Source organism: Clostridium sp. AM29-11AC, from assembly GCF_003480545.1.
In the GTDB taxonomy this organism is placed as follows: Bacteria; Bacillota; Clostridia; order Lachnospirales; family Lachnospiraceae; genus Otoolea; species Otoolea saccharolyticum_A.
Genome location: NZ_QUJI01000003.1, coordinates 205,042 through 231,405, shown reverse-complemented (window position 1 = coordinate 231,405; position 26,364 = coordinate 205,042). Strand labels below are relative to the sequence as shown.

Annotated in this window: 28 protein-coding genes and 1 pseudogene; 1 reads left to right on the top strand and 28 read right to left on the bottom strand. The window is 52.5% G+C overall.

Going from position 1 to position 26,364, the window contains the following annotated elements:
* Positions 1 to 162 precede the first annotated feature (162 nt).
* The 10 genes and pseudogenes from DW757_RS04075 to DW757_RS04025 form a co-directional block, all read right to left on the bottom strand.
* Positions 163 to 1,788, bottom strand: a complete 1,626-nt coding sequence (locus DW757_RS04075) for a recombinase family protein (protein WP_002594230.1) — start codon at positions 1,786 to 1,788, stop codon at positions 163 to 165.
* Positions 1,789 to 1,915: 127 nt separating this feature from the next.
* Positions 1,916 to 2,110 (bottom strand): transposon-encoded TnpW family protein, encoded by a 195-nt coding sequence (locus DW757_RS04070; protein ID WP_002594231.1) that lies wholly within the window; start codon positions 2,108 to 2,110, stop codon positions 1,916 to 1,918.
* On the bottom strand, positions 2,107 to 2,961 hold the full coding sequence (locus tag DW757_RS04065; RefSeq protein WP_002594232.1) for an ATP-binding protein: 855 nt from the start codon (positions 2,959 to 2,961) through the stop codon (positions 2,107 to 2,109). The genes DW757_RS04070 and DW757_RS04065 overlap by 4 nt, the downstream gene beginning before the upstream one ends.
* On the bottom strand, positions 2,958 to 3,698 hold the full coding sequence (locus DW757_RS04060; protein WP_002594233.1) for a replication initiator protein A: 741 nt from the start codon (positions 3,696 to 3,698) through the stop codon (positions 2,958 to 2,960). The genes DW757_RS04065 and DW757_RS04060 overlap by 4 nt, the downstream gene beginning before the upstream one ends.
* A 130-nt stretch (positions 3,699 to 3,828) precedes the next feature.
* Positions 3,829 to 4,215 carry a cysteine-rich VLP domain-containing protein gene (locus DW757_RS04055; protein ID WP_002594234.1) on the bottom strand — a complete coding sequence of 129 codons (387 nt, stop codon included), beginning with the start codon at positions 4,213 to 4,215 and terminating at the stop codon, positions 3,829 to 3,831.
* Complete coding sequence (locus DW757_RS04050) at positions 4,205 to 5,830, bottom strand: relaxase/mobilization nuclease domain-containing protein (RefSeq protein WP_002594235.1); 1,626 nt, start codon at positions 5,828 to 5,830, stop codon at positions 4,205 to 4,207. The genes DW757_RS04055 and DW757_RS04050 overlap by 11 nt, the downstream gene beginning before the upstream one ends.
* Complete coding sequence (locus DW757_RS04045) at positions 5,802 to 6,197, bottom strand: plasmid mobilization relaxosome protein MobC (protein ID WP_002594236.1); 396 nt, start codon at positions 6,195 to 6,197, stop codon at positions 5,802 to 5,804. The genes DW757_RS04050 and DW757_RS04045 overlap by 29 nt, the downstream gene beginning before the upstream one ends.
* Before the next feature lie 627 nt (positions 6,198 to 6,824).
* Entirely contained in the window at positions 6,825 to 7,313 is a 489-nt protein-coding gene (locus tag DW757_RS04035) for a hypothetical protein (protein WP_002569239.1), read from the bottom strand.
* 277 nt (positions 7,314 to 7,590) lie between these two features.
* Complete coding sequence (locus DW757_RS17580) at positions 7,591 to 7,737, bottom strand: hypothetical protein (RefSeq protein WP_243033361.1); 147 nt, start codon at positions 7,735 to 7,737, stop codon at positions 7,591 to 7,593.
* A gap of 175 nt (positions 7,738 to 7,912) precedes the next feature.
* A pseudogene (locus tag DW757_RS04025) lies at positions 7,913 to 8,041 on the bottom strand (Maff2 family protein); the annotation flags it as partial.
* 471 nt (positions 8,042 to 8,512) lie between these two features.
* Between DW757_RS04025 and DW757_RS04015 the strand changes: the two are divergent.
* A complete protein-coding gene (locus tag DW757_RS04015; protein WP_002382856.1) occupies positions 8,513 to 9,721 on the top strand; it encodes an IS110-like element ISEnfa110 family transposase in 1,209 nt (402 codons plus the stop codon).
* Positions 9,722 to 9,867: 146 nt separating this feature from the next.
* Here the strand turns inward: DW757_RS04015 and DW757_RS04010 are convergent, their stop codons facing one another.
* The 18 genes from DW757_RS04010 to DW757_RS03925 form a co-directional block, all read right to left on the bottom strand.
* Positions 9,868 to 11,697 (bottom strand): VirD4-like conjugal transfer protein, CD1115 family, encoded by a 1,830-nt coding sequence (locus tag DW757_RS04010; protein WP_026649524.1) that lies wholly within the window; start codon positions 11,695 to 11,697, stop codon positions 9,868 to 9,870.
* 2 nt (positions 11,698 to 11,699) lie between these two features.
* A complete protein-coding gene (locus DW757_RS04005) occupies positions 11,700 to 12,200 on the bottom strand; it encodes a PcfB family protein (RefSeq protein WP_002576352.1) in 501 nt (166 codons plus the stop codon).
* 101 nt (positions 12,201 to 12,301) lie between these two features.
* Positions 12,302 to 12,613: a DUF5720 family protein gene (locus DW757_RS04000; RefSeq protein ID WP_002576353.1), complete on the bottom strand. Its 312-nt coding sequence runs from the start codon at positions 12,611 to 12,613 to the stop codon at positions 12,302 to 12,304.
* Positions 12,606 to 12,968 (bottom strand): hypothetical protein, encoded by a 363-nt coding sequence (locus DW757_RS03995; RefSeq protein ID WP_002578791.1) that lies wholly within the window; start codon positions 12,966 to 12,968, stop codon positions 12,606 to 12,608. The genes DW757_RS04000 and DW757_RS03995 overlap by 8 nt, the downstream gene beginning before the upstream one ends.
* A 48-nt stretch (positions 12,969 to 13,016) precedes the next feature.
* The gene (locus DW757_RS03990) at positions 13,017 to 13,910 is read right to left on the bottom strand and encodes a DUF6017 domain-containing protein (protein WP_002576355.1); all 894 of its coding nucleotides are present in this window, start codon (positions 13,908 to 13,910) and stop codon (positions 13,017 to 13,019) included.
* Positions 13,911 to 13,979: 69 nt separating this feature from the next.
* Positions 13,980 to 14,171, bottom strand: coding sequence for a hypothetical protein (locus DW757_RS03985; protein WP_002576356.1), 192 nt, complete (start codon positions 14,169 to 14,171; stop codon positions 13,980 to 13,982).
* Positions 14,172 to 14,198: 27 nt separating this feature from the next.
* Positions 14,199 to 14,474, bottom strand: coding sequence for a DUF5720 family protein (locus tag DW757_RS03980; protein WP_002576357.1), 276 nt, complete (start codon positions 14,472 to 14,474; stop codon positions 14,199 to 14,201).
* Between the two features lie 12 nt (positions 14,475 to 14,486).
* Entirely contained in the window at positions 14,487 to 15,413 is a 927-nt protein-coding gene (locus DW757_RS03975) for a ParB/RepB/Spo0J family partition protein (RefSeq protein ID WP_002576358.1), read from the bottom strand.
* On the bottom strand, positions 15,370 to 16,191 hold the full coding sequence (locus DW757_RS03970) for a ParA family protein (protein WP_002576359.1): 822 nt from the start codon (positions 16,189 to 16,191) through the stop codon (positions 15,370 to 15,372). Before DW757_RS03970 ends, DW757_RS03975 begins: the two co-directional genes overlap by 44 nt.
* Before the next feature lie 443 nt (positions 16,192 to 16,634).
* Positions 16,635 to 17,027, bottom strand: coding sequence for a 30S ribosomal protein S9 (rpsI, locus tag DW757_RS03965; RefSeq protein ID WP_008396280.1), 393 nt, complete (start codon positions 17,025 to 17,027; stop codon positions 16,635 to 16,637).
* A 28-nt stretch (positions 17,028 to 17,055) separates the two neighbouring features.
* Positions 17,056 to 17,490, bottom strand: a complete 435-nt coding sequence (gene rplM, locus DW757_RS03960) for a 50S ribosomal protein L13 (RefSeq protein WP_008396281.1) — start codon at positions 17,488 to 17,490, stop codon at positions 17,056 to 17,058.
* 355 nt (positions 17,491 to 17,845) lie between these two features.
* Entirely contained in the window at positions 17,846 to 18,952 is a 1,107-nt protein-coding gene (locus tag DW757_RS03955; protein WP_118751054.1) for a biotin-dependent carboxyltransferase family protein, read from the bottom strand.
* Between the two features lie 3 nt (positions 18,953 to 18,955).
* Positions 18,956 to 19,684 carry a 5-oxoprolinase subunit PxpB gene (gene pxpB, locus DW757_RS03950; protein WP_118751059.1) on the bottom strand — a complete coding sequence of 243 codons (729 nt, stop codon included), beginning with the start codon at positions 19,682 to 19,684 and terminating at the stop codon, positions 18,956 to 18,958.
* 115 nt (positions 19,685 to 19,799) lie between these two features.
* On the bottom strand, positions 19,800 to 21,020 hold the full coding sequence (locus tag DW757_RS03945) for an NRAMP family divalent metal transporter (protein WP_118751053.1): 1,221 nt from the start codon (positions 21,018 to 21,020) through the stop codon (positions 19,800 to 19,802).
* A gap of 51 nt (positions 21,021 to 21,071) precedes the next feature.
* The gene (locus DW757_RS03940) at positions 21,072 to 21,833 is read right to left on the bottom strand and encodes a 5-oxoprolinase subunit PxpA (RefSeq protein ID WP_008396285.1); all 762 of its coding nucleotides are present in this window, start codon (positions 21,831 to 21,833) and stop codon (positions 21,072 to 21,074) included.
* A 226-nt stretch (positions 21,834 to 22,059) separates the two neighbouring features.
* Positions 22,060 to 23,421, bottom strand: coding sequence for a sigma-54 dependent transcriptional regulator (locus tag DW757_RS03935; protein WP_118751052.1), 1,362 nt, complete (start codon positions 23,419 to 23,421; stop codon positions 22,060 to 22,062).
* A gap of 42 nt (positions 23,422 to 23,463) precedes the next feature.
* Positions 23,464 to 24,855, bottom strand: coding sequence for a HAMP domain-containing sensor histidine kinase (locus tag DW757_RS03930; protein WP_118751051.1), 1,392 nt, complete (start codon positions 24,853 to 24,855; stop codon positions 23,464 to 23,466).
* Positions 24,824 to 26,302 (bottom strand): sodium:solute symporter family protein, encoded by a 1,479-nt coding sequence (locus tag DW757_RS03925; RefSeq protein ID WP_118751050.1) that lies wholly within the window; start codon positions 26,300 to 26,302, stop codon positions 24,824 to 24,826. Before DW757_RS03925 ends, DW757_RS03930 begins: the two co-directional genes overlap by 32 nt.
* Between the last annotated feature and the right edge of the window lie 62 nt (positions 26,303 to 26,364).

The window sequence follows — 26,364 nt, the reverse complement described above, 5'->3', positions numbered from 1 at the left end:
TACCGTCTGGATTGGTTTTCCTTTCTTTTTTGTTCCCTTTAATTAGCCATGAACTGCTTCATGCCCTGGGACTTTGCTTATGTGTGATAAAGAAGTAATAGAAGTGTAAAAAATTTTGCCGTTCCTATCCGGCACATGAGGTATGTCGGATAGGTCGGGCGGTTAGGTGTCGGGCAGTTCTACCTTGCCGACAAAAGAATAATAGATTTCGATTTCCTGTCTGCGTAACTTGCCCCGGCGTTTCCCGTCAAGGGCAACGCTTTCATGGACAACGATTTTCTCCACAAACTCCCGCAGCAGAGTAGGGGTAAGTTCTTCAATGGTAGTGTGCCTGCGTACCACATTCATAAACTTTTCAGCGTTTGCGGTGGCTTCCTGCGCTTTGGAAAGTTCTTCCCGCAGTCTGGCGGCACGTTCTTTCAGTTCTTTCTGCTCGGCTTCATAGTCTGCCGACAGCTCTGTGAAACGCTCGTCCGATATGCGCCCGGTTACGCTGTCCTCATACAGCCGCTTGAAGATAGCAGATAACTCGGCTATGCGTTTCTCGGCGGCTTCCAGCTCCTTTTTCTTGGCGGCGTTCCTGCGTCTGTCCCCGTCCTCATTCTGCTCGATTAAAAGCTTCATAAACCGGGCTTCATGCTTTGCCGCATAGCTGGTAACTTTCCGCAGATTGGAGAGTACGCCAGCGGTCAAGAGGTCAGTGCGGATAAAGTGCGCTGTGCAGTCGGCGGTGCGTTTCTTGTAGCTTCCGCAGATATAACAGTCCTGCTTGCGCTTGTCCGTCTGGTATCGCTGCTGGTACATGACGCTGCCGCAGTCGGCACAAAAGAGTATGCCGGAGAACAAGCCCACTTCGTCATAACGGTTGGGGCGTTTGCGCTGCTTGCGTAACTCCTGCACCCGTTCCCACGTTTCCCGGTCAATGATAGGCTCATGGTGGTTCTCAAAAACCGCCTGCTTTTCCGGGGGATTTTCTATGCTGTGTTTCAGCTTGTAGGACGGCTTCTCGGTCTTAAAGTTTACCAGACAGCCCGTATATTCCCGGTTTTCCAGCAGATGAACCACGGTATTGGTCGCCCACTTGCACTCATAGCCGGGGTGGTAGCGGCGGGTGCTGCCCGTCCTGCGGTATTCCAGCGTCCCCGGCGTGGGGATTTGCTGCTCGGTCAGCATACGGGCTATCTTGGTCGGACCGTTCCCGGCAAGGCAAAGGCTGTAAATCTGCCGTACCACCGGGGCGGCTTCCTCGTCAATGATAAAGTTTTCGTCCTCGTCCATGAGGTAGCCATAGACGGGCTTGCTTGTGATGGGCTTTCCGCTCATGCCCTTAGAGCGTTTTACTGCCTTGATTTTCTTGCTCGTATCTCTCACCAGCCATTCGTTAAAAATGTTCCGCAGCGGGGCAAAATCATTTTCCCCCTGTGCGCTGTCCACTCCGTCATTGATAGCGATGAAGCGGACACCTTTCTGTGGGAAAATCATTTCTGTGTACATTCCCACCTGTAAGTAGTTTCGCCCTAACCTCGACATATCCTTGACGATAACTGTCCCGACTTTCCCTGCTTCAATGTCTGCAAGCATGGCTTGAAATCCGGGTCTTTGAAAGTTCGCACCGGAATAACCGTCGTCGGTGTACCAGCGCAGATTAGAAAATCCATTCTGTTTGGCATAGGTTTCCAAAATCCTCTTTTGGTTGGAAATGGAATTGCTCTCGCCTTGCAGCTCGTCCTCATGGGACAGTCTTGGGTAAAGGGCGGTAATGAGTTGCTGGGTGGTCTGTCTTAACATAAATTCCTCCGTTTCCGACAGCCAGCCCCACTATTCCGTACCTTGATTGTACCACATGGGGCGGCTGTCTGTATAGCGGCAAAAGCGTCAAATCTGCTTCTTTACGGTCGGTAAAAATGACGGTTTTTCAATCAGGCTTATCACAGGTCAAATATCCGGCGGCGGCTTCTGCTTCCAGCACTTTCATCATCTTGTCAGCGGCGGTGTCGGTCGCCCCCTCCTTGAAAAAGCCAGACACCACAAGGATTGTGTTGCCTATCCTCGTTTCGGTCACGCAGTCCGGGCGGCGGGCAGGGCGTTTGTTTCTCTGGGTGTCGGTCATAGGCAAATCTCCTTTCCGGCAAGCAGCCGTTTCAGCTGTTCCATTTTTCCCTGTGCGGCGGCTTTCCTCAAATTCTCCCCGGTAAAGCAGAGAGGGGAACACATTTCAAGCAGGCGGTCATAAATCCGGGCGTGGGCGGTGTCCTCCGGGTGCTGCAATTCCTCCAGCGTGAGGTTGGTCGTCACAATCAGCGGCTTCCTGCTCCGGTAGCGGCTGTCAATCACATTGTAGACCTGTTCCAGACCGTATTCTGTGCCACGCTCCATTCCAAAATCGTCAATGATGAGCAGGGGGAAGCTGCAAAGGCGGGAAATATATTCGTTCCTGCCCGCAAAGCTGGCGGCAAGGTCGTTTAATATTGCTGCAAAGTTTGTCATGCACACCGGGACTTCCTGCTCCATGAGGGCGTTTGCAATACACCCGGCAAAATAGCTTTTCCCAGTGCCTACCCTGCCCCACAAGAGCAGCCCGTAGTTCCCGTCCTTTATCTGTTCCCAGCGTGCCACATATCCGGCGGCGTTCTTCATCTGCGGGCAGCTGCCGTTATCGTTGGCAAATGTCCAGTCCTGCATGGTCTTGTCTGTAAAGCCCTGCCGTTTCAGCCGTTCCACCGTTTCAAGGTGGCTGCGCCGCTTCTCGGCGGCTTCCCGTTCCTTACGGGCTGCCCGCTGGCAGTCGCACTCTGACGGGTGGCGGTCACGCCCGAAAAAGGTCTTGCCCTCCGGGAAATAGGCTTCTTTGGGTTTCCGGCATTTGCCGCAGTATAAAAGCCCGTCCTCCCCGGTGTAATCCTCCGGCTCGGCTGTGGTGTCGGTCATAGGCAGTATGGTGTTGTGGATTGTATCGGTCATAGGCTTTCTCCCTCCTTGAATGAATAGTCCGGTATGCCTTTCTTTGGCTTCTCTTTGGCAGCGTCCTCCTGCGCCCACTTGTAAATGGTGGCTGCATGGCTCTGGTACTGCTTCCCGGTGGAAGCGATGTGGCAGGAAAGGCGGTCAAGGTAATACTCCCACTTGCCGGGGAAGTCCTGTTCCAGCTCCAAAAGTTCTGTGTCAGAAAGAAATACATTTTTATATCTGCCATAAGCGGCGGGGGGCTGCCCCTCACTCGCTCCTTTTGTTTGGCTCTCTATTAGGTTGTTTATATTAGTTTGGTTAGGGGACGGTTTTCCGACCGTCATAAGGTCAGTTTTCCGGCTGTCAGTTGGTCGGTTTCCCGCCCTTATGAGGGGCGGTTTTCCGTCCGTCAGTTGGTCGGAAAACTGTACCACTGGGATAGGCGGCACTTTCACATACAGACGGTTGGCGGCAGAAAAGCCCGTCCGTCTGCGTTCCAGCAGCCCGGCAGCGTCCAGTTCGTTCAGTGCGCCCTTTATGGTGGTGCAGCCTTTATCCAGCATTTCCGCTATCTCTGCTATGGGGTAGACAATGTATGTCCGTCCCTCGCTGTCCTGCCAGCCGTTCTTCTGCGAAAGGGTGGAACGGTCTAACAGCAGCGCATATAACTCTCTTGCGGTGTGGGATAGGTCTGTTTCCAGCAGGAAACGGGGGTAAGGCAGGTAAGCGGGCAGCTCCGTTCCTGCGGTCATATAATCAGCGATAGGGTTCACCTCCTTGTGGTGTCTGTCTGTGGGTTCTGTTACGCTTTTAGGGGGCGTTTTTAAGGGAAAAGGATAAATGTATCACGCACCCTTTGACACCCTCCAAAAAAGCCTTGATTTATGCGGGTTTGAAATGCCCTAAAGCGTGACATTTCTCCCTTTGTTTCCGCTTCCGTTTGGCGGCGTTTATCCGCTTCATGCGTCCGGCGCAGTCCGGGCAGTATTTCCCCCGGTTGGATTTTGGGAAGAAGAACGCCCCGCAGACAGCGCAGCGTTTCCGGCTTCCCCGGCGCAAGAGGGCGGCTTCCAGTGCTTCATCAAGGGGCAGGACAGCGGCGGTAAACCAGCGGCAGAGCAGCGAATAGCTGATACTCTGTACACACACGCAAGGCTCGCCGTCCTCCAACAGCAGGCAGTTCCCGCTGTCATAGTTGCAGCACTCATGCACAAGGCGGCGGGCTGCCCGGTACTGGCGGTAGTCCATGCGGGGGATATTACCGTTCATGGCTCTGCTCCTTTCTGCGCTGCGGCTCGCTCCGGCGTAAAATCTGGTCGATATTGCCCTTGACAGTCTGCAAGCGGCGGTACTCCTCCCGTTTTGCCCGGTAATCGTTGTAGCCGCTGTTTTTCTCTTTGATAAGGCTTTCAATCTCTGCTTGCAGGGATTTATAGCTCGGCAGCTTGGAAATGCCGTTCTCCCTGAAATAGCGGGCGGCTGCGTCTGCTATGATAAAGTCACTTTCATGCTTCTGACGGTAGGCTGCTTTTGCTTTGGCGTTTTTCTGCTGTTTCAGCCCGTCCCGGACAGGGCGGGTCTTGGAATAGGCAAGCACCTGCCGTTGCAGCTCCTTTTTCCCGTTCAGCGTCTTTTCCACCTGCTTCAACCACGCAAGGCTTTCCTGCATGGCGGCATAGGCGGCAGAACAGGCTTCGTCCAGTTCCTCCGGGGAGGAAAAGCCGTACTGCTGATAGGCGGTAACGGTAGCTGCCATTTGCTTTAGGTTGTGCTTTGCCGCCCAGCGGTCATAGCCCACGCCCTTGCCCTCGGCTCGCTTGGCTTCCCGGTCAACCATGCGCTGCAAGGTGTTGTCTGCCGGGGTGGTTTTTGCAGCTTTTTCCCCTTGTAACGGCTTTTTAACTGCGGCAGGGTATTCGGGTATGGCTTTGGTCTGTTCGGCAGCTCTGTGGGCGTTCTGCGTGAGCAGGGCAAGGACAGCAGCCTTGTCAAAATCGTCCCCCAGCTTTCGGGCTGTGATAGGCTTTGTCCTGTCCGGCGTGAGGTAGGAAAGCCGCCCCCGGCTCTCCTTGACGGTCACACCCTCCCGCAGCAAAAGGGAAGAAAACTCGTCAAAGCTGCCAGCTTGGGAAAGTGCCTGCCGTATCGTCCGGCGCAGCTTCGCCTTGTCCGTTTCAAACTTGGTGGGCTTGGTCGGCTGTCCGGCGGCTTCTCTGGCGGCGTTCTCTTTGTCAAGGGCAAGCTGCCCTTTCTTTGCCGCCCAGTATTCCCGTTCGGTTATCCGTTCCTTGCTGCCGTTCAAGAGGTCGATTTGGTAAAGCCCCTCCCGGTGGCACATTTCCATGACTTCGCTCTTGAAATATTCCATAGCGGCGTTGGTGCAGCGGTGCTTGCAGCCCTCCAGCGTGTCGGCTGGTCTGTCCATGTAGGGCAGAAGCGGGACTTCGTAAATCCGCAGGGAGTTGATGACGATATGCACATGGATATTCCCGCTGTGGTTATGCCCGTCCGGGTGGGTGCAGATTAGGGCTTGGTGTCCGGGGAAATGCTCCTTGCAGAACTGCTCGCCCAGCTCCTGCGCCCGGTCTACGGTCAAGCCGTTGTCTGTCCCGTCCCGTGGGTCAAAGCTGATGATATAGTGGTGGCTTTTCACATCTTCCCGTTTTTGGTTTTTCTCATAGCGGAGATTGGCTCGCATACAGGCAACAGCGAAATCCTCGCCCCCGCAGTTGAGGGAAGAAATGCGGTAATCCTCCCTCGGTATCAGCCGCCCGTTTTCATCAAGGGTGGCTTTCATGGTAAACTCGTCATGCTCAAATGTGAGATAGGCTTCCGCTGCGCCATAGTCGGCGTTTTTAGAGCTGATATGTTTGAATGTTGCCAACAGCGTCACCCACTTTCTGCAAGACTTCAAACTTTAGGGCAGCAAGGTCGGAAACCGCCGCCCGTACCTCCCCGGCAAGCTGCGGATAGGGACTGTGCCACTCGTTCAGCGTCCGGGCTATCTGGTTTAAGTTGCCGCCGATCCTCCCGTATTCGGCGGTCAGCTTCCCGACAGCGGCAAGCAGCTCGTCATTGATGGGGGAAACGGTTATGATGGGGCGTATGGCTGCCCCGGTTATGGCTTGCCGGATAAACTCGGCTTGGCTCATGTGGTAAGCAGAAAGCCGCTGGGCAAACTCGGCGTATTCTTCCTCGGTCATGCGTGTTTTGACTACCCGGCTGCGGTGCGGCGTGTTGTATCGTTTCATAGGTGGTTGACCTCCTTTCTGTGCGTGGTGTCCTCTCACTAATAGGAGAAAAACAGGGTGTGAAGCGGAACTGTTTTTGAAAAATCCGAAAAATATTTTGAGGGGTTTTTCAGCGGCGCAAGCCGCATAAGCAGGGTTTGGGGAAGGCACTCCCCAACAAGATTCCCGCAGGGGCAAAATGAGCGATAAGCGAATTTTGGCACCTCGGTAGAATCTTGCTCTAAGAAACTGCCGGCCTGCCGTTCACTTGCTACTGCCACTTTTTCAGAAAATCTATAACCAGCTTTTTTTATAAAAGGCTGCGGGCTGGCGTTTTTCCCTTACTCCCTACAAACCACAAAAGAGCAGAATGGACGGACTTTCCGGCAAGAACTTTTCCGGCGGCTCGGTCTTTCCCGACAATAAGGCGTTTCGGAAGCTGCGTTTTGCCCGCTGTCTGAAAAAAATGGCAGCCTTTTTTGGTTTCACTGTCTAATACGGAACTTTTGGAAATTTGCCAAAAATGGACGCAAAAAAAGCAGCAAATCTTTTTCGGATTTACTGCTTCATGTGCCGCTGCGGTGCGGCGGGATGGATATTCAGTTGAAATAAAAGAGGATGGTGGTACTTTAGTCTATCGACTCTTTACTAACTATTAGGTAATCTTGAAAGATTTTCCTTGAATTTATCTAAAGAATGTTCATTGTTTCCCGCAAAAATAAGTGGAATTGTATATTCATATGATATGCCATTTTCATAGTCCGATAATTGTATTTTTATAGTATCATCCCTCTCATCTTTAGGTGCTATATATATGAATGAATTTTTATTTATATCAGATATTTTCCCTTTTTCAGAAGAAACAGTATAACCCCAGTCTGTTAAATTTGTCTTTATTGTAACTTCTGTTTCTGTTTCTTTTCTAGTCTGCAATGCTGTTTTATCGATTTGGATATCAAAAGGAGTCGAACCTAACAATTCACTGTTTATATTTACAAGTTCTTCTCCATTTGTTTTAGAAATATTAGATTCATCTTCATAATTTTGTTGAGATTCATCTTTTGGTGTTTCTCTGTTACATCCTAATAAAAAGCATAAAATAATTAGTACTAATACAGAAAGTTGTTTTTTTTGCATTTATTTCTCCTTTCATATTATCAAAGAAAGCACTGAGAGTACTTTCAAGAAATTTTGAAATATTCTCAATGCTTTCTATTTTTTGATCATAAACTTGCCGGTAATGATACTATGTTAATTTATCTCTTTCGCGTAACCTTTGTTGCAATATACACATGCACCATTCACCCATTTGTGAGACATTTCAATCGTCTCAACTTCATAAATGCTTACTTCTCCACAAATTAAACATTGTTTGTAATTATATACATGACGTGTCGCACATTTATCCCAGTCATCATATATATATACCAGGCATTTCATCTTCATATCCATAGTACTGGGGAGAACCCCAACTATGAGTATGAGCGGCAAATACAGTCATTGGAGCAGCTACAATTCCAGCTACTACTGAAAGTGCTAAAATAGATTTTCTTAAATTCATAAGTTCCTCCCTTTCCTTAAAAATACATAGCTCTTTGTTACATTGTCATTTTAACATAATAATTGGTAAAATGCAATAATTTATTTTCTATTTACGAGAAAATACTGTGCATATTATCTTATTTAGGAATAGTTAAGGCGGCTACCTAAATCTTTTTATTACTTTACCGCACATGAGCATTCGCACCGGGGTTGTCGTTGCCGTAACCTTCCAGCAGGTTGATGACACCCCAGATGCCGAGACCAGCGCCCAGAGCGATAACGAGGGTCTGAAGAACGGTGATAGCCTGATTGAAAAATGCCATAAATTATAGTTAGCCGGAATCATTTGAAAAGTTTGATTTAGTCATTCATAGGCATACAAAAGCCGGAACAATCGGCACCCGGTTTCCGGGGCCTGATTCCGGCTGTCCTCCTTTTTTCATTATTTTTTGGTGATTGTCCGCTTTGTACGCCGATGGCCCCATCCGGGGCGGTTGAGGCGGGTAGATAAGATCACTCCTATTACAATAAATTTGGACAGGAAAGCCGGACAGCCAGTCCGGCTTTCCCTCCATCTCGTGCCTAAGCTACAATGAGAGGAGCAACTGGCTGACCAATCACTCCTTGGGCTTGTATGTCCGTGTGAAAGACTGTTAGCCATCCTCTCGTTGCAGCGTTCGATTTAAGCAGGTTGAACCACCGGATGTCGGAGAGTTCGTGTCACACAATAGATTGAATCGGCAGCGAGAAAAGATGGATTCCGGTTGCAGATTCTTTGTATTGGAGGAATGTGAATGAACTGCGTTGGCATCGATGTTTCCAAGGGTAAGAGCATGATTGCAGTCATGCGGCCCTTCGGAGAGGTAGTGGTTTCACCCTTTGAAGTACGTCACACCGCCAATGAACTGAGCGAGCTGGCAGGACTGCTCAAAAGCCTGGACGGCGAGACCCGTGTGGTGATGGAATCCACGGGTAATTACCATGCTCCGGTGGCCTGGCTGCTCCACGACGCGGGCCTTTATGTCTCGGTAGTCAATGCAATGCTGGTGCATGACTACGGAAACAACAGTTTAAGACGGGCCAAAACCGACAAAAAGGATGCCGTAAAGCTGGCCAACTACGGTCTTGACCACTGGCTCACATTGCCGAGATATATCCCGGAGGAGGATACCCGACTCATGCTGAAAATCTGCTACCGGCAGTACCAACAGTATTCCAAAGTTCAGACCATGCTGAAGAATAACCTGATCTCCCTGCTGGACACCACCTTCCCAGACGCAAATCGCTTGTTTACCAGTCCGCCCCGCGCCGATGGCAGCGAGAAGTGGGTGGACTTTGTCGCTACTTTTTGGCATTGCGAGTGCGTTTGTGGCCGGTCTGAGAAGGCCTTTACTACCCAATACCAGAAGTGGTGCAGAAAGCACGGCTACAATTTCAGCGAGGATAAGGCGCTGGATATTTATGCCTCTGCTTGCAGACACTTCGGTGTCATACCGAAAACGGATACGGCAAAACTTTTGGTAGAACAGGCCATTTCTCAACTCCAGACAACTTCTTCCGCGTTAGCTGCTCTCAAACAGGAGATGCAATCCCTGGCAGCTTCTCTGCCGGAGTATCCTGTAGTGATGGGGATGTTTGGTGTTGGCCCAACCCTCGGCCCTCAACTCCTGGCTGAAATTGGCGATGTACGCCGTTTTCATTCCAAAAAAGCGTTGGTTGCCTTTGCGGGTATTGACGCCCCGCCCTACCAATCCGGTCAAATAGATGTCCGTAGCCGTAGCATTTCCAAGCGAGGATCTGCCTCACTGCGCAGGACGCTCTTTCTGGTGATGAGCGTCATCCTGCAATGTGCTCCAATAGACGAGCCGGTGTACCAGTTCATGGACAAGAAACGCTCTGAAGGCAAGCCATATCGTGTCTACATGATGGCCTCTGCCAACAAGTTCCTGCGCATCTACTACGCTTCTGTGAAAGCCTACTTGGAATCCCTGGAGCACGACTGATTTTTACACTCTATACCATCTGGCTGGCCGCCGTTTTAATTTTGAGATGCTCAGCGGCTTGATTTTGTATTGCATTTTTTCGCCTCCCTAAAAATCTGAAATTTCTACTTGACTTTTATTAGCAGGTCTTTCACAGCGGAACAGATTTACACGCCCTCTGCGTCTACTTCATACACATCGTAGACCTCGTTGGGCTTGAGCTTGAGCCGGGTGGACAGGAACGCCTCGATGTCAAAGGCGTTCTTGGGGTCCGCGTCGGCGGTGTACGGGTAATTGGGGTGCTTGGTGATGTCGTACTTGTCCGAGAGGAAAGGCCGCACACCGCGCAGCTGGAGGATACACTTGCCGCCGTCCATGACGGCCAGTTCATCCTGGCTCATAAGCTCTTTGCCGAGCTTTTGGTAGTTAAGAGAATGGGATGTCTCGCGGCCCCGGCTCTCGCCGGTGTTGTAGGTGTCGATGGTCTCCTTGCCCAGCACGGCGGCCAGCTCCTTGAGGGTTGTCGGCTCTTTGCCGCCCAGGAAGATGGAGGTATCCATGTTGCCGATGATGGTATCGGCGTTGTCCTTGTAGATAGCTTTGAGCTGGGACTGTGCTTGCAGCACCAGGCAGGCGGAAATCTCACGGCTTCGGATGGTGGCAACCAGCTTTTCCAGCCGAGGGATCTGTCCAATATTGGCGGCCTCGTCAATGAGGCACCGCACATGGACCGGCAGCCGCCCGCCGTACACATCGTCCGCTTTTTCGCAGAGCAGATTGAACAGCTGGGTGTAGCACATGGAGATCAGGAAGTTAAAGCTATCGTCCGTGTCGCTCATAATCAAGAACAAGGCGGTTTTCCGGTCTCCCAGGGTATCCAGCTCCAGCTCGTCGTAGGCCGTGACCTCCCGCAGCTCCGCGATGTCGAACACGGCAAGGCGCGCACCGCAGGAAATCAGGATGGATTTTGCGGTTTTGCCCGCAGCCAGCTTGTACTTTTTGTACTGACGGACGGCGAAGTGGTTGGGCTTCTCTGCCTCCAGCGCGTCAAACATCAGGTCCACGGGGTTCTTGAACTCCTCGTCATCCTCCCGGACCTCCATCGCGTTGATGAACTCGATGAGGGTGGAGAAATTCTGTTCCTCCACCGGGGCCTCGTAGTGGATATACCCAATGAGGGCGCAGTACAAAAGCGTCTCGGCCTTAACCCAAAAATCGTCCCCGGCCTTGCCCTCGCCCTTGGTGTTGGCGATCAGCGTCGTGACCAGTTTCAAGATGTCCTTTTCGGAGTGGATGTAGGCAAAGGGATTATAGTGCATGGACTTCTTGAAGTTGATGGTATTGAGGACTTTGATCCGATAAGGCTCATAGATGTCCTTGCCGTGCTTATCCTTCATGGGCTTGCCGTCCTTGCCCAGCTTGGGTGTGCCGCGCTGAAGCATTTTGCCGCACTCCACCAGGATGGTGCCTTTTGGGTCTGTCACCACATAGGAGCTGTGCATCTGCATCAGGTTCGGTTTCAGCCAGAAGCGGGTCTTGCCGGAACCGGAGCCACCGATCACCAGCACATTTTTGTTTCTGGCGGTCTTGGGGTCCTTGGGGCGGCTGTTCATGGTCAGGCTCTCGGTTTTAGTCAGAATCACATTGTTCTGGAACACCGGGTCGATGTAGGGTGCGATGTCCTCATGGGTGCCCCAGCGGGCGCTGCCATACTCCATACCGTGCCGGTACTTCTTGGCGTTCTTGCTTTTGAGATACACGGCCAATCGCAGGCCAGCGCCGCAGCACAGCCCCACCAGCAGGTCCAAAGGGTGCAGGCTGGGCCACCAGCTGGCCAGCGCCACCGGCAGCGTGGAGAAGAACGAAAGCATTTTTGCCGAAGCGTCCGCACCCACGGCCATCCGCCATCCTTCACCGAAGTTGGTTGCGAACAGCCCCATCAGGATATAGGGCATATTCAGCAAAAGGAGCTTTTTGATGTCAAGTTGCTTTTTCATCTTCATCGTTCCAGCTCCTTCCGCTTGTTCCGGTCCACAACGGCGTGTTTCACCAGCTCTTTGAACTGGCTCAGCTTTGCCAGCACGGACGGACGCTCTGTTTTCTGCGCCTTTCTGACCTTCTTGCCGGTGTACTCGGTAAAGGCAGCGGTCAGGGCATCCGCATCGCGGCCTTTGAAAAAGATCAGGTACTTGGGCGGGGAGCTGCTGCGGTCCTTCTTCACCGCATAGTCAACGCCGTATTTCCGGGCGATCTTTTCAAACTCCTTGATGGAGGGGTCGGTGATCTCGATGTTGGAAACGCCCTGATTCTGGCCGATCAGCTGCTTCACCGTCTGTTTGCCGTGGGGAATCACGGGGGTATCCCGGCTTTTCTGCTTTTGCAGCTTCTTTTCCTTGCGGTGGGCAAGGTACTTGGTGATGGCGGCCTTAAACAGCCGCCCGGTAAACTTTGTTCCGCTGACTACCAGCGTCAAAGTCCTGTTTTCCACTTCCTCCTGCATAGGTCATCGCCTCCTTTCCACGGATTTTGCAGGGGTGGCGCTTGATACTAAGGCGGGACCACCAGCCGCCGCAGCAGGTATTTCATCATGGCAGGCTCCTTTCAACGCAGCTGATCGGAGCGGTCATAGTACAGATGTCCCTGGCGCACCTTGGCATGGCTGAGAATCTTGATGTGGCCCTTTTCCTGGTTCTCCAGGCTTTTCTGGTATCCGGCCTCCGTCAGAAACAGGCGGGTCCGTTCGCCTTTCCAGCCCACCGGCGAATCGTGGGTCAGCACATCGAAGATAATCATGTGCCGGGTGTCCTCGGCAAACCGCTCCAAATCCATGTACTCATGGCCGTGGTAGTTCTGCGCCCCGGCCTTGAGCCGCATTTCCTCCATCAGCTGGCCCACGGTCTTACGCTCAGGCATGGCGCGCACCTCCTTTCCCGCGTCCCTGGCCTTTCACAGTCAGGATACCGTCCAGGGTGGTAGCGGTGATCCGCAGGCGCTCAGCGGTGGCGATGTCATTCTTCACGGTCTCGTCGATGCCGTGGCCGCAGACCACCAGCACATGGGACCGGCGCAGATAGTCTCGCACCATATCCAGCCCGTCCTTGTGTTCCTGGGGAATCTCGTCCTTGAGGAAGGTGGACAAGAACAGAACCGGGCAGATGGGCGAATACCCGGCGTCGTACACCTGGCGGCAGTAGGTGGCAGCGTTCTCGGCGTTCTCATACTGGTTGTTGCTCCAGGGAGCCGTAATGTAGGCAAGAGGTCGTTTCATGGCAAAATCCTTTCTCCCGGTATTGCCGGGCAACAGAAAAGCGGCTGTTTACCAGCCGCCTGTGTTCATATCGTGATTGACTTGTACGGTGTAGTGATTGCTGATCGTGGTGGGCGCGTTGAACAGCACTGCAAGCAAATACTGTTTCATATTGCGGACCTCCGTGGTGTTTTTCTGCATACCGTCCATGACAAATCGGATATGCTCGCTATCCAGCTTCAAGAACCGGGAGCGCACGACTTCATGGGGAAAGTCGCTGCCAGCGATCCGAGTGGTTTTACGTTTGGCACAAACGGTCTCCACCATCAGCTCCACAATCTCGTCCAGGTCCTCACGGTAGGTCGAAAACTCTCTGCACAGATAGTCATACTCGATGTTCTCCAGAATCAATTCCCGATAATTTTCTATCTCTGAGACAGACATCGCATCCCTTCCTTTCCGTTCCGGCAGCTGTGCTGCCGCTGTTTCCCGGAAGGGAATGGAATCGGTACTTGCTCCATGAGTATTTTGTTTTTGAGTATTTGGTTTCTCTATATTTAATTCTGCGGGCTTTTCCGTATCCGGTTTATCCAGATACGGGTTTTCCGTATCTGGTGAAGCCGTATCTGGTACAGCCGTATCCGGCCTTGGCGTTTCTGGCTGCCTGGGCTGGGGTTTCTCATAAATCACATACTCGGTGTCGCTGATCCGGCCTTGTTGGTCCCGCAGCTGGTTCCGCACGATGTAACCGGCGGTTTCCAACTCCCGCAGCGCACTGCCGATGGCATCAACGCCCTCCTTGCAGATTTTCGCAAGTCCACGGGTAGTATAGTTCCAGTCATCAGGCAGGGATAACATCATGGAAAGAAGCCCCTTTGCCTTGAGGGATAGTTCGTGGTTCCGCAGGTGATGATTGCTCATCACGGTATAATCTTTGGTCCGTTCAATGCGAAAAACGGCCATTGACTTCACTCCTTTCTAATTTTAGGGCATGAAAAAAGCCACAATCCTTCGTGAAAAAGACTGTGGCTTTCAGCTGTTTTTGTTGTTCTGCCAGGGCCGGTAAGGACGCTTGTACTTCGGCGGATGACTGAACATCGGCTCATGCTCCGAAAACGGGAGGGTCTGCAAAACCCGGTCAATGTCGGTGGATTCCATATCATACTGGGACTGGCAACTTTCCCGGATGGCATCTTTGATGCTCTGGACAGTACACATATTCATTCCTTTCCTTTCGTAGTGATAATGAGTTTACGGGTGGCGGCGGCGCTTGTCCGGTTTGAAGTCGAGCACATGGCCCTCGATCACACGGGCATACCGCTTGATTTTGATTTCCCGACGCTTCTGGCTTACGAGGGCGGCCTGATACCCGTCCTCCGTAAGAAACAGCCGCATATCATCGCCGGGGCAGCCGTAGGAACAAGGGCGCTGAACGGAAAACTCGATCATCCAGCGGGTGCTGTCCTGAAAACGCTCTACGGCCAAGATATTGTGTCCTTTCAGCTCACGGGCTGAAATATCCCTCATAGGCGGCTCCTTTCATCGTTCCTGGTCTCTCTGGCGCTTCTTCTGCCACGCCTCCAGCAGTTTGATAATGGTTTCCTGCATCCGCTGGGGCGTATAGCTTTTGGGGAAATACTTCCGCAGGGTGTCGGAGGTGAAAGTCACTTTGTCGAGATCACTTTTCTTTTCCTCACCCATGATGACGCGCATCATATCGAGGGTCAGATGTCCCTCCTGGCTGTATTTCTTGAGTCGCTGAGCCTGGGAGAGAGAGGGGGTAGCCTGTTCGCTGTCCATCGCGTCCAGCAAATCCCGCTGTTCTTCTTTTTTGAGAAAGGACAGCTCATAAGCCGGATTGAGGGCGATTTTCTTTTCATCGACCATATCCAGCAGTTCGGGAATCAGCTCCGTCAGGCGGATATAGCGCTGCACCTGGTTCCTACTCGAACCAGCCTGCTGCGCCAACAATTCATCTGCACGCAACTTCGTCCCAAGTTGGGACGAAGTTAAGTCCCCCCGTGCGCCTTGGTGTTTCATAGCCTCCAGCTTCATCTTGTAAGCAAAGGCCCTTTCGCTGGGGAGCAGGCTTTCACGTTGTAAGTTGCTGTCCACCATGATGATAGTGGCAGCATCATCGTCCAGGTCTCGGACAATGACAGGCATGGTTTCTTTCTCGGCCAGCTCACTGGCCCGGTGCCGCCTGTGACCGGCAACCAGCTCATAGCCGCCCTCCGGGTCCGGGCGGGCGATCGCCGGAACCAGAACACCATACTGCCGAACGCTGTCGGCGGTCTCCATCATGGCCTCGTCATCCTTGACTTTGAAGGGATGCCCCTTAAATGGGTGCAGCTCAGACAGCGGAATTTCCTGTATCTTCTCCAGCTTGGCATCCTGGCGGCTTTCCTCGGTGGAAAACAAATCATCGTATGGAGCCAGCTCTACTTTTTTCGCGCTGCTTTTCAAGTTTTATCACCTCCTTGGTCAGATTCTTATAGCCCTCGGCCACCTTGCCATTAGGGTCATGGGCAAAAATGCTTTTGCCCTCGGCGCTGATCTCCTTTGCCCGGACAGAATGGGGAATCTCGGTGCCGAACACCTTGATTTTGCTGCCATAGGTCTCCCGCAGCAGGGCGGCAATCTCCTTGGCGAAGTTGGTGCGGTTGTCCACCATCGTCAGCAATATGCCGTCGATCTGGAGCTTGGGGTTGATCTGCCGCTTCACCTTGTTTACGGTCTGGAGCAGCTGTTCCAGGCCCTTGGCGGGCAGGTACTCCGCCTGAACGGGGATTATGACCCTGTTGGCGGCGGCCAGGGCGTTGACCGTGAGCATACCCAGGGATGGCTGGCAGTCAATCAGGATATGGGAATACTGTCCCTTGAGCGTGTCCAGATACTGCCGCAGGATGGTCTCTCGGCTCATGGCGTTCACCAGGGAGACCTCCATGCCGGAGAGCTGGATGTCTGCGGGCATCAGGTCAACGCCCTCCGGGTGGTGCAGGATACCCTCGCCGGGGCGCAGCGGCTCGTCCATCAGGATACGGCCCATCGCGTCGGACAGGGTAAAGGGCAGCTTGTCCGGCTGGGGGTGGCCCAGGCTGATGGTCAGGCTGCCTTGCGGGTCCCCGTCGATCAGCAGCACTTTCTTTCCGGCCTGCGCCAGCCCAATCCCCAGGTTCGCGCAGGTGGTTGTCTTGCCAACGCCGCCTTTCTGGTTGGCGATGGCGATGATTTGCGTGTTCAATGACTTCACCTCATTTCTGAATTGTTCTATGGCTTCTGGAAATAGAAAAAGCCGCCACTTCAAAAATTGAAAGTGACGGCCTTTTCTTATCCCGGAATGAAATTCCCCGGAAACGCAAAAAGCGCCCAGTAGAAAATACTGAGCGCTTGGCGATTAGATTTATTCTCTTTTGTTCAAATTAGGTCAAATTCAGACAAACCGTTTTCACGAAAAAGGTCTCTTGGAGATGTATAAATAAACATCCCCTTGGCATCCCAAAATCGCGTCTCGGTTGTCCTATTTTTTAACCCATAAGCCCTCTTTTTGGGGTGGTTGTCCACCATTTAACCCATAGAAAACGGGTTAAAAGAGGCTTCGTTCTGTCAAATTGCGTCAAACCATTTGAAAAGGAAAAACCCCGGAAACCGCGTAGTTCCGGGGTTTTTGACCACTTTTGATAAAGTTTAGCGCTTGCTGAACTGCGGAGCGCGACGGGCAGCCTTGAGGCCGTATTTCTTTCTCTCTTTCATTCTCGGATCACGTGTTAAGTATCCTGCCTTCTTGAGAACTGGTCTGTACTCAGCGTCTGCCTGAAGAAGCGCTCTGGAAAGGCCGTGACGGATAGCGCCTGCCTGTCCTGTGAATCCGCCTCCGTGTACGTTTACAAGTACGTCGAACTTGTCAACTGTCTCTGTAGCAACAAGCGGCTGACGAACTACAACCTTTAATGTCTCAAGGCCGAAATACTCGTCGATGTCTCTCTTGTTGATTGTGATCTTACCTGTACCTGGTACAATATATACTCTGGCGATAGATTTTTTTCTTCTGCCTGTTCCGTAGAATTTTGCGTTAGCCATTAGTGTTTCCTCCTTCCAGCACCTTTAATTAAAATTTGATCTCTAAAACTTCCGGCTTCTGAGCTGCCTGCTCATGCTCTGGACCTGCATATACGTGAAGTTTCTTAATCATGCTTCTTCCTAAAGGTCCCTTTGGAAGCATTCCCTTAACTGCTAACTCGATAACCTTCTCCGGCTTCTTAGCCATCATCTCTTTTAAGGTTGTCTCTCTCATTCCGCCTACATAGTCGGAGTGATTGTAGTAGATCTTCTGGTCAAGCTTCTTGCCTGTAACCTTGATCTTGTCAGCGTTTACTACGATTACGTAGTCGCCGCAGTCGATGTGTGGTGTGTAGATCGGCTTGTTCTTTCCTCTTAAAATCTTTGCTACCTCAGATGACAGACGACCTAATGTATAACCTGTAGCGTCAACTACATACCATTTTCTCTCAATTGTTGCTGGACTAGCCATAAAACTCTTCATTGGTTGACCTCCTGTTTACTCAGTTTTCGAGATTAACTTTATCAATAAAATATCTGTTCCGGGGCTTTGGTACAGACATTTCTCACTGATGTCACAGTTATACATTATATTACACGTTGCCAGACGTGTCAACCTCTTTTTCCCTTTAAAATCAAGGTTTTTTCCGGTTTTTATGGCAGTCCTGCCGCACCGCCTGCGTGCTTTCTGAAATTCTTCCGGCAGGGAGAGGCGCCTTTTTTGATGTATTCTCCTGTATGGCTTCCTATGTAAACTTTATATAGATCATTTATATAGGAAGAAACTCCTTCCGCTCAGCGGCGCGGCCCTTTCTGGGATAGTCTTTCCGTGAGAGCCTCTACCTGAGCCCCGGAACCTCCGTCTCCAGCTCTACGATAAATTCTTCCCCGTCCACCACTACGCGGTATTTTTTCTTTGCCACATAGGGGTTTCCGGACGCTGCAGCTGACGCCACGGCCATGGCAACGGCCTCCCTCTCCTTTGCGCTGCCCTTCTCAGGCACAAAGTCGAGTTTTTCCTTCATTGCCTTTAATTCCTCTAACTCCTTTACGAAGGCATCCTGCGCCTCCTCCACGGTGACGGCCCGGAAGGTTACCTTGCAGCCTGGCTTCAGCTGGGCTGCCTTCGGAAGATCTACAGAAATCACTCCCGCAATCTTCGTGTAGCCGCCGGTTGTCTGGTGATCTGCCATCATCACGATGGGCTGTCCGTGGGACGGAACCTGAACGGCGCCGAAGCTGATGCCGTCTGTGATAATGTCTCCGCCGTTTTTGTGCTCAATGGTCTCCCCCTCAAACCGCAGTCCCATGCGGTCTGCCTCGTTGGTGAGGGTGTAGGTGCTGCTCAGAAAGGTCTGAATTCCCTTTTCTGTAAAGCAGTCGTCCTGAGGTCCCAGGATCACCCGCAGCTCGCAGGAGGCCCCTGAGAAGTCATCGGCAGGGAGAACGCGTCTGCTCATGTTCGGAAGAGTGGTCTTTGGAGCAGTGAACTCAATCTCATCCCCAGGTCCCAGCTTCCTTCCCTCGAAGCCTCCCAGGTTGGATTTCAGGTGGGTGGACTTGCTGCCCATCACCACCGGAATATCAAGCCCTCCGGCAAATGCCACATAGGCGCGGCTTCCGCTCTTAATTCCCATAAAGCTCATGGTATCGCCTTTTTTTGCAAGGACTGCCTGATACATGGGGATATCCTTTCCGTTGAGCTTCGCCCCCAGATCGCCTCCGGTCACTGCGATGATATTGTCAGAGGTAAAGGTAAACATCGGCCCCATGAGTGTCACCTCCAGGACAGCCTCATTCTCATCATTTCCCACCAGAATATTGGCCTTTCTGAAGGACAGAGTGTCCATGACTCCCGCTGCCGGAACGCCGAATTCCTGGTATCCGGTGCGGCCCATGTCCTGGATCGTTGTGATAAATCCTCCGTTTGCAAATTTAATGCCCATGTCCTACACCTCCTTCGCGTATTTCACATACTGGTACGTGCTGTCTGCTACCTGTTTCTCGATCTCTCTGTACTCCTTCTCTGTGACAGAGCGGAATTTGATATACTGACCTGCAGAGAGAAGGATCGGCTCCTCCCTGTCGGCGTCGTAGAGCTTAAGAGGGGTACGCCCGATTAACTGCCAGCCTCCCGGCGAGGCCACCGGGTAAATTCCCGTCTGCTCTCCGGCAATTCCCACAGAGCCGCCCTCGATCTTTACCCTGGGGCTTGTGAGACGGGGCGTCGCAATCTCCTTGCTCATTCCGCCCAGGTAGGGGAAGCCGGCGATAAAGCCCAGCATGTAGATCAGGTATTTCTTCGAGGTGTGAATCTTTATCACCTCGTCCACCGTCTTGTGGTTGTGCTTTGCCACGTTCTCGATGTCAGGCCCCATCTCTCCTCCGTAGAGGACAGGGATCTCGATCACCTCAGGCGGTGGAATCACGATGCTTCCCAGAGAGCCCATAAGCCCCTCAAACTCCTTCGTCAGCTCCTGAAAGCGGATAACCTCCGGCCTGTAATTGACCAGCAGAGAGCGGTAGGTGGGAACGGTTTCCACGATTCCCGGAATGCCGCTCTTTTCCACTGCAATCTTAAAGGCCCTGATCTGTCTGTTGATCTCAGGGCTTATCTCATTTCCAAACTCAACGCTCACAGAGCTGTCGCCTGCGGCGAGATATCTGATTTTTCCCATGGCCATTTCCTCCATTCTTCCAACATGCGCCGGAAACCCTTTCCGGCCCCGGCGCATCAATTTCTGGTTCTTATCAATGATAATTCTGTGTTCAGCGCACCTTCGCGGCTGCCTCTTATCCGAAGATGGTGAGAATGCTTGGCAGGGATCTCACCGCTCCGATTCCCGTTAAGATTACAGCCACTATGCCGAGAACCAGGAGAATCGTCGGATGTTTATAGTGATCTCCCACAATCTTCTTATTCCTGCTGGCTGCCAGAATCGTGATCAGCGTCAGCGGAAGAATCAGTCCGTTGACAGCGCCTGCCAGTACCAGAAGGGTTGCAGGCTGTCCGAGCAGCGTCATAACAACGGTTGATACGGCGATAAAGCCAATGACAAACCACTTCTCATTCTCCATAATAAACGGATGCAGCGTCTTTAAGAAGGAAACAGAGGTGTAGGCTGCTCCGATAATGGAGGTAGTGGCGGCAAAGAAGATAACAAGGCCGAAGATCTTATATCCAATCACGCCTGCTCCTGCCCGGAAGGCCTCTGCCGGCGGGCTGGCAATCCATCCCTCTGAGCCTACAATCTCAGGCATGGCTGTCACCACACCCAGAACTGCCAGGAACAGCAGGATTCTCATGGTTCCTGAAACGCCCACGCCCATTAATACAGACTGGCGAACCTTCGGAAGATCCTTCTCACCCTTGTATCCTGCATCGAGAAGCCTGTGGGCTCCTGAGAAAGCGATATAGCCGCCGCAGCTGCCGCCCAGAAGGGTGATTAGCGGAAGCACCAGATCTCCCGCCTGGTCAAAGCTGGCGATTCCCGCCACAGCCTCTCCCACCGGAGGCTTCGACTTGATTACCACGTAGAGAACCACGAGAATCATAATGCTTCCCAGATACTTTGTCAGCTTATCCATGCCTTCCTTCGCGTCCTTGGATAAGAAGATCAGGATTCCGATGGCTCCTGAAATGATGCAGCCTGCCGGAATCGGAAGGCCGAACATGACATTCAGTCCCGTGGCTCCGCCGCCTACGTTTCCGATGTTGAACACAAAGCCGCCCAGAGCCACTAAAAATGCGATGAAATATCCGAGTCCCGGGATCACCTTATTTGCGATATCCTGGCCTCTCATACCGGATACGCCGATAACCGACCAGATGTTTAACTGTGTCGTCACATCCAGAAGGATCGTGCACACGATTACCATGGCGAATGTAGACATATACTGTCCTGTAAAGGTGGCCGTCTGCGTCAGGAAGCCAGGCCCGATAGCGGAAGTGGCCATCAGAAATGCTGCTCCTATGAGGGCAGTCATATTGCCCTTTTCTTTTTTGTCTCCCATATGTAGTTTCCTCCAAGATTTTGTTTTCGCCCCTCGCCGGGCACAGGTCTGCTATCTCATCAGATTGGAGATAACAACTCCCTCTTTCTCAAGGGTTTCTCTGATATTCTTCACGAATTCCAGAGCCTTCGGGTTATCCCCGTGCACGCAGATGGAATCTGCCTTGATGTCGATGTCCTTTCCGCTGATGCTCTCGACCTTTCCTTCCTTTACCATGCGGACTACTCTCCTGATGGCCAGATCCTTATCCTTGATCACAGCTCCCGGGAGCTTTCTGGAAACCAGAGTTCCGTCATCATTGTAAGCCCGGTCTGCGAACACCTCGCTGGCTGCCCGGAGGCCTACTTCCTCAGCTGCCGTGATCATCCTGGAGCCTGCAAGTCCCATGAAAATAATGTCCTTGTCCACCTCGTAAACGGCCTCACACATGGCTCTGGCCAGCTTCTCGTCCACAGCGGCCATATTGTAGAGGGCTCCGTGAGGCTTCACGTGCTGAATCTTTACTCCATGACCCTTGGCAAATGCCTGCAGCGCGCCTAACTGGTATTTCACATAGGCCTTGGCCTCCTCGGGAGTCACTGCCATGTTCCTGCGGCCGAATCCCATCAGGTCCGGAAATCCCGGATGGGCTCCCACTGCTGTGCCAAACTGCTTTGCCAGGGCAACGGTCTTTTCCATCACCATGGCATCGCCTGCATGCCATCCGCAGGCTACGTTGGCAGATGAAACGTACTTTAAAATCTCCTCATCCATTCCGATCGTGTAGTTGCCGAAGCTCTCTCCCAGATCACTGTTCAAATCTACAAAATACATAGCACTACCTCCTGTTGTTCCTTCCTGTGAAAACGGGCAGTCAGCTCTGCCGGCTGCTATTTTCGTTTATATAGACAAAATTTTAACTGATTCACCTGTGCTTTTCAATCATATTTTCTTTTTTCTTAATTTTATTTTTAGAAATAGAAAAAAACCGTGCAGAAACGCACGATTGTTCTGTGCGTTTCTGCACGATGTGTATTTTCGCACCGGAGGGCTGCCTCTGTCACTGCAGCTCTTCCTTTCGCTCCAGCTTTCTCTTCATGGAAAACCGGGTAATGCCAAGCAGCGCGGCAGCCTTTGTCTGGTTTCCGGCACACAGCTTTAAAGCCTTCTCCATATACAGCCGCTCCAGCTCCTGCACCTCCTTTTCCAGATCCACTGGCCCCTTCTCCAGATCCTTTATGGGGAAGCTCTCCCCCTCCTTATCTGTCTCCTCCCTGCTTCTTCCCGCCAGCTCTACGTGTTTTTCCAGTACCCGTCCGGGGCTCAGAAGGAAGCATCTCTCAAAAATGTTTTTCAGCTCTCTCACATTCCCCTTCCAGTCGTAGAGCAGAAGTTCCCGCATAAATGAGGGCTCCACCTGGTCGATGCTTCTGGCAAACTGCTTATTGTAATAGTCCAGATAGTAATCGCAGAGGACCGGGATGTCCTCCCTCCTCTCCCTGAGTGGCGGAATCACAAGCTGCATGACATTCAGCCGGTAAAACAGATCCTGCCTGAACAGACCCTGCTCCACAGCCTTTTCCAGATTTCTGTTTGTGGCTGCAATGATCCTCACATCCACCTGAATATCCTCCAGCCCGCCTACCCTCTTGATCTTCCTGTCGTCGAGGAAGGTCAGGAGCTTTGACTGCATGGAAAGGGGCATCTCCCCCACCTCGTCGAAAAAGACGGTCCCTCCGTCCGCCATCTCGATGAGCCCCTTTTTCGTCCTCATAGCCCCTGCAAAAGCCCCTCTCTCATAGCCGAACAGCTCATTTTCCAGAAGGTTTTCCGGGATGGCTCCGCAGTTGATCCGAACCATCAGGCCGGGACGTCTGCTCATATCGTGGATCAGGCGGGCGGCCACCTCCTTTCCTGTTCCGGTCTCCCCCCGGATCAGCACATTGACGGAGCTGTTTTCCCCCAGTATCCCGATATGCCTTCTGATCTGGCCCACGGCGTCGCTGATTCCCAGAAACTCCTGTGTCTCTCCCTTTAGATATTCCAGAGACTCTCTGCTTCTGGCCTGCTCCACGCTCCTCTTCACGGCCAGCTCGATGTCATCAATGTCAAAGGGCTTTAAAATATAGTCATAAGCCCCTCTCTTTACGGCCTCCACTGCCTGCTCCACCGAGCCGTAGGCTGTCATCAGAATCACCTGGACATTAGGATCCAAAGCCTTGAAGGTGGCTATCTCGTCTATGCCCTTGCTCTTTTCCAGCAGATTGTCAAGCAGCACAGCCTCCGGGTGGAACTTTTTTGCTTTCTCCACCCCCTCCTCCACAGTTTCGGCAGACCAGGTTTCATGGCCCCGATCCCTCAGCCCCTCCTCTAAGGTGTAGCGGATCAGAAATTCGTCGTCTACGATTAAAATTCTGCTCATATCATCCCTCCATGCTCAGAAAACATTCCTCCTGCAGTCTCATCAGCTCTCCTGCCCCGTATGTTTCTCCGGCTCTTCCAGACCTTTTGTCTCAAAGCAGAGCCGTACCCTGGTTCCGGCTCCCGGCGAACTCTTAAGCTCCAGAAAGCCCCTGTTCTGCTCCACCAGCTTCTTCACGATGGCAAGCCCCAGTCCGATCCCGTTGACGCTTTTCGTGTAAAACGGTTCCATCGCCCTCTCAAGTTCCTCCGGCGTCATCCCGCAGCCATTATCCGTAAGGGTGATCTCAGCCAGGCGGCCGGGCCACTTTTCTCCGCTGCCCTGAGCGCCGCCTGCGGTCCGGGCCGTCAGGCGGATCACCCCCTCCTGTCCCTTTCCTATGGCCTTGACACTGTTTCCGATAAGGTTGTGGAGTATCTGGCGAAGCTCATTTCCATTGAGCCAGGCCTCAGGCTCCCCCTCCACTTCCGCGAAAAAGGAAATTCCCTGCTGCTTCAGCCCCTTTACGTAGAACAGCTCCAGCTCCCGCAGAATCGGCTCGAGGGCAGTCAGCTCCCTGACGCTGTCCTTTTTCACCGCCAGGGTAAACAGATCGGTAATCAGGGCAGTCACCCGGTCAATCTCCCGTATCATGCTCTCGCAGAGCATCCGGTCGCCCTCCTTTGCAGCCCTTCCCTGCAGCAGCTGGATGCCTGAGCGTATGCCGGCAATGGGATTTTTGATCTCGTGGGCCAGCGCTGCAGACATGCGGCTTGTATACTCCATCTTCGTATAGTTGTCCATATTTTTCAGGAGCAGCTCAAAGGTAGTCGCCAGCTGCCCAATCTCATCCCGGCGTCTGACCGCCTCGAAGCGGTAGCTTCTGTAGCCTCCCCTGTTTTCATTGATCTCCTGGCAGGTGCGGCCCATATTCCGGATGGGCAGGGCAATATTGTAAGAGATAAAAATGCTGGCCTGTATGATAATGAGGAGAGCGGCGATGGCGCCGATGACCACATATCTCTGGCTTTCCACCATCTGCTCCAGAAATGCCTTCCTGTCCACCAGAAATTCCAGCTTCCAGCCAAGGGTATTTCCCCCTTCCTCTGCAAGCACCGCCAGTTCCCTCCCGGCCGGAATCCCGGGATCTGCGATCACCTGCCCTCTGCCGTCCGTTATCCTCAGATACTCATGGCATTCTTTCCGGTACCGCTCCCGTATCTCCTCCTGTGAAGCCCTGGGCGCCAGGAAATCGATATTCTGGTTGGTGACAGTGAACATCTGCCTGGCCATGGATTCCAGGCTGTTTTTCTGAATGGTATAGCCATTGTAAAAGGAAATGGCGCCGAATCCGCAGATAACGATGATACCCACCGCCAGAAACGGAAGCAGAATCTCATTTTCCAGCTGAAACAGCCAGCTCTCAAATCTTCTCACCAGACGCTTCACCGTCATCTCCCTCCTTCCCCTCTTTCTTAATGTCCCGGCCTGCTCTTCTCTCTCCCCAGAGAGAAACAAGCAGATACACTGCCGTGGAGCAGGCTGTGGCAGGAAAAGCCCAGTATACGGGAAGGGCCATCCGGTAGAACAGACCGCTGCAGACCGCCCCTGTGAAAAAGGCTGCCAGCGCTCCCTGCCTGCTGCCCCGTTTCCAGTACAGCCCTCCGTAAATCAGAGGCGTAAACATGGCTGAAAACAGTCCCCAGATATCGCTTCCGAAGGAGAGAATGTCTCCCGGCGGGTTGAGCGACAGGAGAAGGGCAGCTGTCCCGCCGATGAAGATGAACAGTCTTGTGAGATTTAAGAGCCGCTCCTCTGAAAGTCTCCGCCCGGCCAGCTCGTTTGTCACGTCGTAGGACAGGGAAGAACCGATCAGAAGGAGCTGGGAATTGGCCGTAGAAATGCAGGCCCCTATCACGCTCAGCAGGAAAAAGCCGCTGAACCTGGAAAACATCATGTTGTTGACTGCATAGACAAAAATATCATCCGTGGCGCACCGGTCTATCAGCTCAGGGTACAGAATGCGAAGTCCCAGCCCGATCTCTGTCAGAGCAAAGTAGACGGCGGCCAGAAAGAGAAGGGCCCACACAATCATCTGCCGCGCGCTCCTGTGATCCTTCGCCGCCACTATTCGGATCAGATACTGGGGATTCGCCGCCAGTCCCATTCCCCATCCAAAGAAGGTGGTAGCATACATAAAAGCAGAGTATCCCTCAAATACGCCTCCCCCTTCCGCCGCAAAACCCCTGGCCGCTGTCCGCTCTTTCACCAGGCTGTCCGTCAGAAACCACGCTCCCTCCACACGGCTCAGCACTGTAAAGTACACGATGGCAACGCTGATCGTGAGCATCACCAGGTTGCAGGCATCTGATTTGGTGACCGAGTTAAATCCTCCGAAGGTAGAGTACAGGATAAACAGGTAGACGAGAAACACTGCTACCTTATAGTCAATGTTCAGAAGGCTGGCAGCCGCAATCCCGAACCCCTTGATCTGGATCACCAGATACAGGATGTAGCCTCCTGCCGTCAGAAGGCCTGACATCACCTGCAGAAGCCTGGAATCAAACCGCTTGCCGAACAGCTCCGGTATCGTATAAATTTCATACTCCCTGAGCCTCCCCACAATGGAGTACAGAAGCAGGGCTCCGATAAACCATGGGATCACGGACACTGCCAGCACCCGCGTTCCGCTCTGGTACACATTTCCCGTATAACCCAGAATGGTGGCAGCCGAGATCCAGGTTCCCACAAAGGTAAAAAAGAGCGCTCTCGTCCCGTTCTTCCTCTCCCCGATGAAAAACTTCGATATGGAATCGCTGTCCCTCAGCGAAGATTTACCGATAAAGAGAAGAAGAAAGGAGTAGAGCGTAAAATATGTCAGATATACTAACGTCCGGCTCATTGCCAGGCATCCTCCCTTTCCAGCTTATGCCATACAGGCATCGGTAAGCGCCGCCCTTCCGG